The sequence below is a fragment of the Pseudomonas sp. RC10 genome (assembly GCF_038397775.1).
GTDB classification, from domain to species: Bacteria; Pseudomonadota; Gammaproteobacteria; order Pseudomonadales; family Pseudomonadaceae; genus Aquipseudomonas; species Aquipseudomonas bambusae.
This window is the reverse complement of record NZ_CP151650.1, coordinates 2,378,673-2,391,223: the sequence shown is the minus strand read 5'-3', so window position 1 is coordinate 2,391,223 and position 12,551 is coordinate 2,378,673. Positions and strand designations below refer to the sequence as shown.

Annotated in this window: 9 protein-coding genes; 3 read left to right on the top strand and 6 right to left on the bottom strand. The window is 61.9% G+C overall.

Annotated elements, in window-relative coordinates; all coding sequences use genetic code 11:
* Positions 1-32: 32 nt before the first annotated feature.
* Positions 33-374: a carboxymuconolactone decarboxylase family protein gene (locus tag AAEO81_RS11110; protein ID WP_166594903.1), complete on the bottom strand. Its 342-nt coding sequence runs from the start codon at positions 372-374 to the stop codon at positions 33-35.
* A gap of 113 nt (positions 375-487) precedes the next feature.
* On the opposite strand from AAEO81_RS11110, the gene AAEO81_RS11105 reads away from it, so the two are divergent.
* Positions 488-1,405 carry an AraC family transcriptional regulator gene (locus tag AAEO81_RS11105; RefSeq protein ID WP_341963650.1) on the top strand — a complete coding sequence of 306 codons (918 nt, stop codon included), beginning with the start codon at positions 488-490 and terminating at the stop codon, positions 1,403-1,405.
* Positions 1,406-1,765: 360 nt separating this feature from the next.
* Here the strand turns inward: AAEO81_RS11105 and ligD are convergent, their stop codons facing one another.
* Together ligD and AAEO81_RS11095 are read right to left on the bottom strand one after the other, a co-directional pair.
* Entirely contained in the window at positions 1,766-4,396 is a 2,631-nt protein-coding gene (gene ligD, locus AAEO81_RS11100; protein WP_341963648.1) for a DNA ligase D, read from the bottom strand.
* 79 nt (positions 4,397-4,475) lie between these two features.
* Positions 4,476-5,396 (bottom strand): Ku protein, encoded by a 921-nt coding sequence (locus AAEO81_RS11095; RefSeq protein ID WP_341963647.1) that lies wholly within the window; start codon positions 5,394-5,396, stop codon positions 4,476-4,478.
* Positions 5,397-5,631: 235 nt separating this feature from the next.
* On the opposite strand from AAEO81_RS11095, the gene AAEO81_RS11090 reads away from it, so the two are divergent.
* Positions 5,632-6,831: an MFS transporter gene (locus AAEO81_RS11090; protein WP_341963645.1), complete on the top strand. Its 1,200-nt coding sequence runs from the start codon at positions 5,632-5,634 to the stop codon at positions 6,829-6,831.
* A gap of 168 nt (positions 6,832-6,999) precedes the next feature.
* Positions 7,000-7,722, top strand: a complete 723-nt coding sequence (locus tag AAEO81_RS11085; RefSeq protein WP_341963643.1) for an SDR family oxidoreductase — start codon at positions 7,000-7,002, stop codon at positions 7,720-7,722.
* 561 nt (positions 7,723-8,283) lie between these two features.
* Here the strand turns inward: AAEO81_RS11085 and metC are convergent.
* The 3 genes from metC to AAEO81_RS11070 all read right to left on the bottom strand — a co-directional run bounded on the left by metC (position 8,284) and on the right by AAEO81_RS11070 (position 12,431).
* Positions 8,284-11,025 (bottom strand): cystathionine beta-lyase, encoded by a 2,742-nt coding sequence (metC, locus tag AAEO81_RS11080; protein WP_341963642.1) that lies wholly within the window; start codon positions 11,023-11,025, stop codon positions 8,284-8,286.
* 144 nt (positions 11,026-11,169) lie between these two features.
* On the bottom strand, positions 11,170-11,838 hold the full coding sequence (locus tag AAEO81_RS11075; protein ID WP_341963640.1) for a glutathione binding-like protein: 669 nt from the start codon (positions 11,836-11,838) through the stop codon (positions 11,170-11,172).
* Entirely contained in the window at positions 11,835-12,431 is a 597-nt protein-coding gene (locus AAEO81_RS11070) for a cysteine dioxygenase (RefSeq protein ID WP_166594894.1), read from the bottom strand. Before AAEO81_RS11070 ends, AAEO81_RS11075 begins: the two co-directional genes overlap by 4 nt.
* Positions 12,432-12,551: the final 120 nt, after the last annotated feature.

The window sequence follows — 12,551 nt, the reverse complement described above, 5'->3', positions numbered from 1 at the left end:
AAGCGAAAGGGTCACAGAACGACCGCTCCCCCTCATTTCTTCAACGCATCAAACGCTTCAAGCGCATGCATCGAGTAGATGTACGCCGCCCCGGCATTCAGCGAGATGGCGGTCGCGGCGGCGGCCGCCACTTCTTCACGGGTCGCACCGGCGGCAATGGCGGCTTCGGCGTGAGCCCCGAGACAACCGTCGCAGCGGGTGGTGATGGCCACGGCGAGTGAAATCAATTCGCGGGTCTTGGCGTCGAGCACGTTGTTTTCCGCCGAGGCATCGCCAAGGGCCATGTAGGCCTTGACCATTTTCGGGTTGGATTTGGACAACGAGCCAAAGGATTGCTTGATGGTGGAAACGAGGTCGGGCCAATTGCTGAACATGGTGGTATCTCCTGAGAGCGGCGACTAGACTGCGCCGGGAACACGCACAGTCTCCGCCAACCGGGTATCGGTAACTTGCTCGTTTGGCTCATTTCTTTGTCAGAAAGTCGCATATGCACGCCATCGACACACTCATCACTCTGGCCGACGTCCGCGGACGCCTCGATCTGCGCTGCCAGTTTCAAGGCGACTGGGCGCTGGACCACGAACAGGAAGCGGACGGCGTTGCGCCCTATCACATCGTGCTGGCGGGGCAGTGCCAGGTCGAACTCTCCGATGGCCGCCGCTTGAAGCTGGTCGCGGGGGACATCCTCGTATTGCCCGATGGCATGAGCCATCTGTTGATCAGTCCCGGCCCACGTGTGCCGGCGTCCAGACCGCAGCTGGAGACCGGAGGCCTGTTGACGGTGCAGCGGTTTGGTCACGGTGCCGAGCCGGACCTGCTTTGCGGGCGATTTCTCTATCAGCGTCATTCGATGCTGTTTTCTGCCCTGCCGGATTATCTGCTGATTTCGACCCAAGCCCTGGACGCCTGCGATCCCCTGCCCGCCCTCGTCGCATTGCTGCGCAGCGAAGCGGACGCCAATCGACCGGGCGGCCAGTTCATGGTCAACGCGCTGACTTCGGCGCTGTTCACTTTGGTGCTGCGCGCACATCTGCAACAGTCGCCGCAAAGCGAAGGCAGCTTGGCGTTGCTGGGCGACAAACGTTTAGGACGCGCGTGGCAAGCCATGCTCGACGACCCCGCCCACGAATGGACCGTCGACACCCTCGCAGAACGGGCCAGCATGTCCCGCGCCACGTTCGTGCGCGCGTTCGGCAAACTCAGCGGCAGCTCGCCCTGGACCCTGCTCACCCAAGTGCGCATGCAAATGGCCTACGGGTTGTTGAGCCGGTCGCAGAGTGGCCTGAGCGATATCGCCGCGCAGGTGGGGTATCAGTCACAAGCGGCATTCAGCAAGGTGTTCAAGGACACCTATGGCATGGCGCCGGGACAATTGCGGCGACGTCTCGATTCCCGGGAGTCCTGAACGGGTAAATGTCACTGAGCTGCGATTCGGTTGTCTGCCATCCCGCTGTCGCTGCCGTCGTACCTCCGGCGTCTCCCACGAGATCGGGATGAAGCCACCCTCGTGCGTCCACTCGCGCCTGTAGCAGTTCGGCTTGCCGGAGTTGGCGATCTTGAGGGCGCCTCCGTCGGCAAACCGTGCTGCTACAAGCCGCTTGTGTCGTTCACAGCGTTCAGACACTGTGAGCCACTCGTGGGAGACGCCGGAGGCACGACGGCAGCGACTGCGGCGTGTCAGACACCTTATCAATAGGGGGTCCACCGCTCCGTCCCATCGCGGCTTGCACCGTCGTAATCTTTGGCATCTCCCCCACGCTCTCCCTCACCCCGGCGCTTTCACCCCCAACCGTTTCCACATCGGCTTGGTAATGCGCTGGGTATTCTTGTACCCCGCCCACGGATCGGCCTTGAGCTTGCGCAGGCGTTTTTGCAGGTTGGCGATGTTCCATTGGGCCGAGGATTTGAGGCTGGTGAGCTCATCCCGGGCAATGGGCACTGAGACCGGCAATCCAGGTCGGGCGCGAACCGAGTAGGCCGCGACGGTGCTGGCGCCTCGGGTGTTGCGCAGGTAATCGATGAAAATCTTTCCAATGCGATTCTTCGGGCCGGACGTCGCGGTGAACCGTTCCGGCAACTGCTGCGAGATGAACTGCGCCAGCGCTTTGGCGAAGGCTTTCACAGTGTCCCAATCGGCCTTGCGCGCCAGCGGCACGAGGATGTGCATGCCCTTGCCGCCGCTGGTCTTGATGTACGCATCCAGCCCCAGTTCGTCGAGCACCGACAGGGTCAATTGCGTCGCCTCGACCATGCTGCGCCATGGCAGATCCGTGTCCGGGTCGAGGTCGAGGACGAAGTGATCGGGCAGTTCAATCTGGTCGTACGTCGAACCCCAGGTGTGCAGCTCAATAGTGCCCATTTGCGCCGCCCCGACCAGCGCCTGCACGGTGTCGATTTCCATCAGCCGCGCATGACCGGGATCGAGCTCAGGGTCGAGCTGTTTGATGTTGGGAATCGCCAGCCGCTCAGAGTGCTTCTGAAAGAACTGCTCGCCCTCGACGCCTTCCGGACAGCGCAGCAGCGCCACGGGGCGATGGTCGAGATGCGGCAGAATCCAATCGGAAATCGACTCGTAGAAGTGCGCGAGGTCAATCTTGTGCAAGCCGCTTTCCTTGTCGATCACCCGCTCCGGGTGACTGATCAGCACGCCCGCCACTTCGATCCTGTCCTTGCCCGAACGTGTGCGGGCAGGCTTGGAGGGCGGTTCTTCAGTCTTGGAGGCCCCTGATTTAGAGGCCTTGGGCTTGAACGGCGCTTTGATGTCTTTCGGGGTCCTCGGGTATTCGTGGACCACTTCCTCAGCCGGTTTGTCGCTGCGCAAGGCAATAAAGGATGAGTGACGGATGATGCCTTCGCGGGTCCATTCGCCAAACTCCACCTCACCCACCAGCGTCGGCTCGATCCAGTGCACCCCTCGGGCCTGGGCGCTGGTGAGTTTTTTCGCCAAAGGCGAGGCGTCCTGTTCAAGCGCCTTCATCTGCCCGAACATGTCGTCGAGCATTTTCTGATTGAAACCCGTGCCGACCCGCCCGGCGTATACCAAACCGGCGCCCTCCTCGTTCACCGCCAACAGCAACGCGCCAAACCCGCTGCGCGTGCCCTGAGGCTTGGTGAAACCGACGATGACGAACTCCTGCCGCAACTTGCACTTGAGTTTGATCCAGTCCGGGCTGCGGCGGGACTGGTATACGCTCCCCGCCCGTTTGCCGATCACGCCTTCAAGGGACAACGAACACGCGCTCTCGATGATGTCGCGATGGTTGGCCGAGAAGGCATCGGAAAAACGCAGCAGCCCCTTGGCTTGCCGACCGAGCAGTTTTTTCAGCGCAGCCCGACGCTCTTCCACGGGCTTTTCGCGGATGTCTTCGCCGTTGAGAAACGGCACGTCGAACAGGTAGTACACGATGTCCTTGCTGCGGCCGATCTCGAACGCATTCTGCAATGCCTGAAAATCCGGCAGCCCGGCGTCGTTGAGCACCACCACTTCGCCGTCGAGCCAGCCATCGCCCAGGTTCAGATCGGCGATGGCCTTGGCCTGCAACGGCAGACGGTCGGTCCAGTCATGGCCATTGCGGGTGATCATGCGCACCTCGCCGTCGCGAATCCGGGCCATGATCCGGTAGCCGTCGAACTTGATCTCGTACAGCCAATCACCCGCCGGCGGTGTGTCCATCAAGGTGGCGAGTTGAGGGGAAAGCTTGTCCGGGACGCTGGATTTCTTCGTCGCCGCTTTCTTACTTGCAGGTTTTGAGGCCGCTGGCTTCTTCTCGGCTACTGGCGCCGAGGCCGCCTTGCGTTTCGGGGCTTTGGCAGCGCTTCGGCCCTCGCCCACCGTCGCACCACTGACCACGCTTTCCGGCTTGTCGGCGACGATGTCGTATTCGTCCGCCGAGCGCACCGCCTCGTCTTTTTCCTTGATCAACAGCCACTGTTCCTTGTCGCCGCTGCCCTGCAAATGGGTGCGGACCAAGGCCCAGTCGCCGGTCAGCTTCTCGCCGATCAGGGTGAATTTGAGTTTCCCGGCTTTGTAGGTGGCGCGAGGGTCGCCGTGGGGCTGCCAGACCCCCCGGTCCCATACAATCACGTCTCCGGCGCCATACTGCCCCTCGGGGATGCTGCCCTCGAAACTGCCATAGCCCAGCGGGTGATCTTCGACGTGCACCGCCAGGCGTTTGTTTTTCGGGTCCAGACTCGGGCCTTTTGGCACGGCCCAACTCTTGAGCGTGCCGTCCAGTTCCAATCGAAAGTCGTAATGCAGGTTGCGCGCATCGTGCTTGTGAATGACGAACGTCAGCGCCTTGCTTTTATTGCTGCGAGCCCGGCCCGAGGTTTCGGGGGGCTCGGAAGTGATGTCGAAATTGCGCTTGCGGGTGTACTCACTCACGGGTTTTGCCATGATCGATCAGTCCTCTGCACCCCACGTTCGATACGCCGGGCAGTTCTCAACACAAGGCGCTGCGTCTCAAAAGAGGGGCTCAGGACGCCTTGGTCGTCTTTTTCCTTGCAGGGGCTCGCCGTTTGGCCGGGGCTACTTCATCAGCGGCTGCGGTTTTGCTCTTGCTGGCAGGTTTGGTTTTCACTGGGGTCTTGGCGGAACCGCCGCGGCTGCCCAGACTGCGTTTGAGCAATTCAGTCAAATCGATGACATCAGCGGATTTGCGCTCGGTCTCCCCGGCGTCGGTTTCCACGTCTTCAATCTTGCCTTCCCGGGCCTTGGTCTCGACCAGCGTCATGATCTGGTCCTGGAACGTGTCACGGTATTCTTCGGCGTCCGGGGTCCAGTCGGTACTCATGTCTTTGACCAGCCGCTTGGCCATGTCCAGCTCGCTCTTGCTGAGCTTCACGTCGGTGGCTTCCTTGGGCAGGTCCAGACTGTCCAGCCCGCGCACTTCAGCGGGCCAGCGCAGCAACACCAGAATGATCGCCGACTCCAGCGGCATCACCGCCGCCAAGTGCTGACTGGTACGGATCACCACATGGGCCAGCGCGACCTTGCCGGTGTCCACCAGCGTCTGCCGTAAGAGAGCGTAGACCTTCTCGCCGCGCTTGTCGGGTGCAAGGAAGTACGGCGTGTCGATGTTTTGCAGCGGAATCTGCGCGCTGTCGACAAAACCGAAGATGTCGATGGTTTGCGTCGACTTGGGGTGCGCGGCGCGAATCTCGTCCTCGCTGATCACCACGTAGCGGCCCTTCTCGTACTGCACGCCCTTGACGATATTTTCCTTGGTCATCTCCTTGCCGGTGACCTTGTTGATCCGCTTATAACCGACCGGGTCCATGCTGCGCTTGTCCAGCCAGTCGAAATCCACGCCCTGCTGCGACGTCGCCGACACCAGCGCCACAGGGATGTGCACCAGCCCAAAACTGATCGCGCCCTTCCAGATTGCCCGAGCCATCGCGTTAATTCCCAAGGGGTGTGTAAGGGAATGACCGGGGCGCGAGGGGAAAAGTTTCGGGCGGATGACGGAACCACATCTGGGGTGCGTCGTACCATTCCTGTCAGGCATAGGTCATATCAATCCAACAGACCTTCTTAACGCAATGAAAAAGCGTTAGCCTGCTCACCATTCTTCATCCATGCCCGTGCCAGAGCGTTTCCGGCATCGGTGCAACGTCTTTTGAGAACCCGTCATGACTTCCACGTCCCAGACCGCTGCCCTCGGTGCAACCATGACCAAAGGGCTGGCGATGCTGTTTGCGTTTTGCTGCGGCGCCATCGTTGCGAACATTTATTACGCTCAACCGATCATTGGCCTGATTGCCCCGGACATCGGGCTGTCGAGCACGCTGGCCAGCCTGATTGTGTCGCTGACGCAGATTGGCTATGCCGTGGGCCTGTTTTTCCTGGTGCCGCTGGGCGATTTGCTGGAAAACCGCAAGCTGATGATGGCGACGACGGCGGTGGCGATTCTGAGCCTGTTGAGCGCTGCGTTCGCCGAGACGCCCAATCTGTTCCTGCTCGCCTCGCTGCTGGTGGGATTCAGCTCGGTGGCGGTGCAGATTCTGATTCCGTTGGCCGCGCATCTCGCCCCCGAAGAAACCCGTGGACGGGTCGTCGGCAGCATCATGGGTGGCCTGCTGTTGGGCATTCTGCTGGCCCGTCCGGCGTCCAGCCTGATTGCCGACCACTTCGGCTGGCGCGCGGTGTTTGGCACCGCTGCCGTAATGATGCTGCTGATCAGCGTTGTGCTGGCCACGACCATTCCCAAGCACCAACCCGCGCATAACGCCAGTTACGGACAGTTGCTGAAATCGCTGTGGACGCTGTTGGTCAAGCAGCCGGTGCTGCGCCAGCGGGCGTTTTATCAGGCCTGTATGTTTGCGACGTTCAGCCTGTTCTGGACCGCCGTACCGCTGGAGCTGGCCAACAACCACGGCCTCTCGCAAAGCCAGATTGCGCTGTTTGCGCTGGTCGGGGCGATTGGCGCCATTGCCGCGCCCTTTGCCGGTCGGCTGGCGGACGCCGGGCATAGCCGTCAGGCGAGTCTGTTCGCGATGCTGTTCGCCGCCCTGAGCTTTCTGCCCAGCCTGGTGCAACCCGCGTACGCCGTCATCGGCATGGCCGTGACCGGCGTGGTGCTGGATTTCTGCGTGCAGATGAACATGGTCGTCGGCCAGCGCGCCGTTTACGCCCTCGATGCGAAAAGCCGCAGCCGCCTGAATGCGCTGTACATGACCAGTATTTTCCTCGGCGGCGCCACAGGGTCGGTAATCGCCAGTGCGCTCTACGACCACGGCGGCTGGGGCTGGATCGTGATCGCGGGCAGTGCGTTTCCGCTGGTGGCGCTGCTGATGTTTTTGAAAAACTCGACGGGATCACGCGCAGCCTGAACCGTTGAGAGCACGACGAACGCAAGACCTGTGGGAGCGAATTCATTCGCGAAAAAGGTACAGCCGACGCCGCTCTGTCGACTGGAAGATCATTCGCGAATGAATTCGCTCCCGTAGAGGTCCCCACCCCATTCATGATTTATTGTCCAACTCCCAAGGAGTGATTCCATGACCTCCCGCACCTTCCTCATCACTGGCGCCAGCAAAGGCATTGGCCGCGCCCTGTCCGAATCCCTGGCGGCCTCAGGGCATCAGGTGGTGGGCATCGCCCGTAACGCCGATGACCCGACTTTCCCCGGTGTGCTGATCGAACTGGACCTCAGCGACAAGGCGCAGACCCGCTGCGGCCTGACCGAACTCGCGCAGCATTACCGCTTCGACGGGCTGGTCAACAACGTAGGGCTGGTGCGCCCACAGCCTTTGGGTGAAATCGAACTGGAAGACTTCGACGCCGTGATGAGCGTCAACCTTCACTCCGCCCTCCTCGCCACCCAGGCCCTGCTGCCGAACATGCGCGAACAGGGTTGGGGCCGCATCGTCAACATCTCCAGCCTGACGGTGCTCGGCATCACCCAACGCACGGCCTACGCTGCCGCCAAGGCCGCGCTGATCAGCTTCACCCGCTCTTGGGCACTGGAACTGGCCCAGACGGGCATCACCGTCAACGCCATCGCCCCCGGCCCGACCGAAACCGAACTGTTCCGCCAGAACAACCCACCGGGCAGCGAAGGCGAAAAACGCTACCTCTCCGGCGTGCCCATGGGCCGCTTCGGCCAACCGGACGAAATCGCTTCGGCGATCGCCTTCCTGCTGTCGGAGCAGAGCGGGTTTATCACCGGGCAAACGTTGTTCGTGGATGGCGGAGCGTCGGTGGGTAAGGCCGGTTTTTAAGCGAACATTTCGGCCTTACGTGTCCCTCTAGCAGCACGGCTTGCCGGCGGCGGCGACCTCAACATCGCCATCGCCAGCAAGCCGGCTCCTACAGTGGATCGCGGGTGCACGTTGAATTCGGGTACGACGAAAACCGTGTGGGAGACGCCGGAGGCACGACGGCAGCGAACACGGTGTATCAGACAACGGGTCTGCGCCTGGCCGATCGATTTCGCTACGGTCGAAACCTCCAGGAGCCATAGATTCTGCAAATATCCACATTGCGTTGTAAGAGCCGGCTTGCTGCGGGCCGCGATCGGACGAATGCGCATTGCCAGTCACTACAAGGGTGAATGACCGACCGCGTTCGCCAGCAAGCCGGCTCCTACAGTGGATCGCGGGCACGTTGAATTCGGGTACGACGAAAACCGTGTGGGAGACGCCGGAGGCACGACGGCAGCGACGAGGGCGTGTCAGACAACCCATGTGCAACTGACCCACCGCTTCGCTGCCATCGTGACTCCGACATCTCCCACAGGATCGGTGTGCGCTCCAATCTGAGCCTGGCGCGACCGCTCAACCTCACCGAATCGCCGCAAACCCTCTTTCCAGGTCTTCGATCAACGCGCTGACGTCCTCCAGCCCGATGTGCAATCTCAGCAGCGGGTTGAGGGTCTTGTCGGTAGCGTTCTGTCGGTCGTGGACGTTGGCGGGGATGATCAGGCTTTCAAAACCGCCCCACGACGCGCCTAGGCCGAACAGGTTGAGGGCTTCGATGAACGGCGCCTGCAAGGTGGGATCGTTGTCAGCCAGTTCGAAGGTGAGCAGGCCGTTGCTGCCGGTGAAGTCGCGTTTCCACAGGGCGTGGTTCGGGTGATCGGGCAGCGCCGGGTGGAAGACGCGTTTGACCTGCGGGTGTTGCTGAAGCCAGCGCGCGACCTCCAGGGCCTGGCGCTGATGGGCGTCCAGCCGCGTGGCGAGGGTACGGGCGCCGCGCAGCACGAGGTAAGCGTCGTCGGGGCTGACGACGCTGCCGAAGGTGTCGGTCATGACGGCCAGCGGTTGCCAGACGGCTTGGGTGGTGCAGACGCTGCCCATCACTACGTCGCTGTGCCCTGACAGGTATTTGGTCAGGGCCATGATGGAAATGTCCGCGCCCAGTGTGAGCGGTCGGTACTGGTAGCCCGAGCCGTAGGTGTTGTCCACCGCCAGCAGAATCCCTCGCGCCTTGCACAGCGTGGCCATCGCAGGCAGGTCAGCGAGTTCGTAGAGCAGTGAACCGGGCACCTCGGCGTAGACCATTCGGGTGTTGGTTTGCAGTTTGTCTTCCAGCCCGCTGCCGTCGGCATTGAAATAGCTGTACTGAATGCCGAACGGCTTGAGAAATTCCTCGGCCACTTGCCGCACCGGCGAATACACCGCGTCGGTGATCAGCACGTGATCGCCAGGGCGCAGGTACGCCAGAAAGGTCTGAGCGACGGCTGCCAGTCCGGTGCTGAACAGGCGCGTGCGATAGCCGCCTTCCAGTTCCGTGACCAGGTCTTCCAGTTCGAACGCCGTCGGATTGCCCCGCGCGCCGTAAGTCAGCACGCGTTCGGTGTCGCGGCGTTTGCGCGCGTCGCGCATGTCGCCGAGGCTGTCGAACAACACCGTGCTCATGCGCGACACGGACGGGTTGACCCAGCGCACGCCGCTGCCCTTTTCCGCGCGGGCCGCGTGGATCAGGCGCGTGCGCACCCGGTTCTCGTTTGCGCTGGATGCCAAGGGCTTGAGGCTGGCAATTTCCTGCGTTGTCATCTGCCCAAGCAAGCCGATTTCCCACGCCAGGTATTGGCGTGCGGCGTCTTTGTTGCCCGAGTGGCGATCATGGGTGAAGAACAGGAAATCGATACACTGCTCGTCGGCTGGATTGCTGGCATCTTCGGCCAGCGCAAAACCCGCTGCCTGCCAGGTTTTGAAATCCAGCCAGCGGACGTGCTGACGTTGCGATTCCGGCAGTTCAAGGGCGGCGATGGCGGCAAGGTTTGCATCGTCTGCGACGAGGACGATCGGCCGGGTCTGAGCAGCAAGATCATCCGCCAGGCGCGTGCGAATCGACCACTCCGACCCGGCAATGTGTGCCTTGCGATACGCCATGCTGCTGCGCAGATCGATCAGCGCAACGGTGTCGTCCCGCAGCGCATCTTGCAAAGCGGCGGCGCTGATGTCAGGCAACGCCGACGCATACGACTCAGCCCTGACCGGCAACGCCAGGCCACTCTGCAAACCGCCTTCCAGCACATAGGCCTCATGCCCCAACTGACGCAGCCAACTGGCAACGATGGGGGCACGGACGCCGTCGTTGTCGAGCAGCACCAGACGCGCCCCGCGCACCCCGACATAAAGATCAGTGGACTGAATCAGCTGCCCGCCAGGCGTGTGTTGTGCACCCGGCAAACTGCCAAGGGCAAATTCTTCCGGCGTACGCACGTCGCCCAGAAACAGGCTGCGTGACGGGTCCTGCGACCACGCGATGACCTGGTCGGCCTTGACCGTCTGCACACCGGCACGTTTTGCCAGCTGTTGCGCGGCGTCACGTTGCGGGGCCAACGACGGGGTGGGCGATACGTCCGGATAGCGCCGCGCGCTGCCGTGTTCAAGCGGCAGATCGGCGAGGTACCAGCCCTGCGTGCCGTTTTCCAGCGCGTAGACCGGGTTCTTCACGCCGAGGTCGATGAGGGTCTGTGCGCCGATGATGCTGCGGGTGCGACCGGCGCAATTGACGACGATGGGGGTGGTGTCATCCGCCACCAGTTCCTTCAGGCGATAGCCCAGTTCGCCGTTCGGGCAGCAGATGGAACCGGGAATGGTCATCTTGCGGTATTCGTCGAACGGGCGGCCATCGAGGACCACCAGCGGCTCACCTTTGGCCTGCCACTCCGCCAGTTCGTTGGCACTGATGTGCGGCGTGTGACTGGCCTCTTCCACCAACTCACCAAACGCCTTGGACGGCACATGCACCCCGGCGAACAATTGCAAACCCGCCGCCTGCCAACCGTCGGCGCCGCCCTCAAGCACGTGCACGCGACGGTAGCCCAACGTCTCCAGACGCTGCGCGGCCTTGCGCGAAATGTCATTGCCGGTCTGGTCGTAGATCACCAGACGCACGTTGGGGTTGGGCGCCAGACGGCGGGCTTCGAGTTCAAGGCGGCTGTAGGGCACGTTCACCCCGTGAAACAGATGCGCTTCGCCGTACTGGCCGTGCTCTCGCACATCAAACAGGGCGATTTCCTGACCGTCGAACAGCCAGGTTTGCAGGTGGTGCGGGGTGACGTTTTGGCTCATGGGGGTTCTCGTGAATCAACGAATACTATCGACCGTTTTTGTGTAGGAGCGCGCTTGCCCGCGAAGGGGGTATCTGTGCCGAACGTGTTGCATGACACCACGCTATCGCGGGCAAGCGCGCTCCTACAGAGACGGGGACTGGGGTTACTGCAACACCAACGACTTCTCGCCCGCCGCCACTTCCCGGCCCTTCTCGTACGCACGTTGTACGGCTGGTCGGGCCTTGATGCGTTCGCGCCACGCGTGGATGTTCGGGTAATCCGCCAGGTCCTGGCCCTGACGCAGCGGCTGAATCCACGGGAAGATCGCGATGTCGGCAATCGAATAATCGCCCGCCACATACGGCACTTCACCCAGGCGTTTTTCCAGCACGCCATACAGCCGCGCGGCTTCAGCGCCAAGCAGGTCGAGGGCGAATGGAATCGGCTCCGGCGCCTTTTCCCTGAACACCTGCCACTGACTCAGGTACGGCGTGACATGCCCCACCTGCCAGAACAGCCACTCCTGCACGCGCTGGCGTTCGGCGGTGCCTTCTGGCGGCAGAAAACGCCCGGCCTTGTTCGCCAGATAATTGAGAATAGCCCCGGATTCGAAGAGGCTCAGCGGCTCAGCATCACGTGGGCTGTTCGCAAAAGCCGCGTGATCGACAATCGCCGGAATCCGCCCGTTGGCGCTGATCTTCTGGAAGAAATCCTGCTTCTGCTCGCCGGTGCGAATATTGATGGGCAACAGTCGATATTCTTGCCCGAGCTCTTCGAGGAGAATGCCGACTTTCAGGCCGTTGCCGGTGGGCCAGTAGTAGAGGTCGATCATGCGAAGGCCTTGATGGACGGCGCCATTTGCGAAGCGTTGTAGTTGAGAACCTTGCCTTCGGTGTTGACGCCGTAACGCCCGTTCAGCGATTCCAGCGGGCGACCGTACAGGTGGAAATGCAGGGTCGGGGTTTCGCCATCGACTTTGATGCCGTGCAGGTCCTCGCCGAGGAAGCTGATCGACGTGCCCGGTTGCACCACGACTTCCTTTTCCAGCTCCAGCCTGGCGAACGTCGGGTCGCTGCCATCGTCGGTGCGGGCCCAGACGTAGTTGATCTCCTGACCCTGCACCGCCACGATCACCGCCCAGGTTTCGTGGTTGTGCGGCAACGTGCTTTTGCCGGGCAGCAGCGAGTTCATGTACAGCGTCGGCGTCTCGCCGTCGTCGTTCAGGCGATAACGAAACGCAGTGTCGCCCTCCCCCGGAACCGGCGCCGGGAAGGTGTCGAAGTTGAACAGGTCGTGACGTTCGGCCAGGCCTTCCAGCAGGCTGACGATTTCTTTCAGCGCTGCGCGGTCTACGCCGCGTTGGTGAATGACGCGGATTTTCTGAAGGAAATCTTCGATCACGGGGCTGCGGGTTTCGATGCTCATCAGGTGCTCCTTTTATTAGTCATTAAACGCGCTCCTCCTGTAGGAGTGAGCTTGGTCTGGGCGGCAATCCGACGATTGCTATCGGCCTGTCACATCGGTGCCATCTGACACACTGCTATC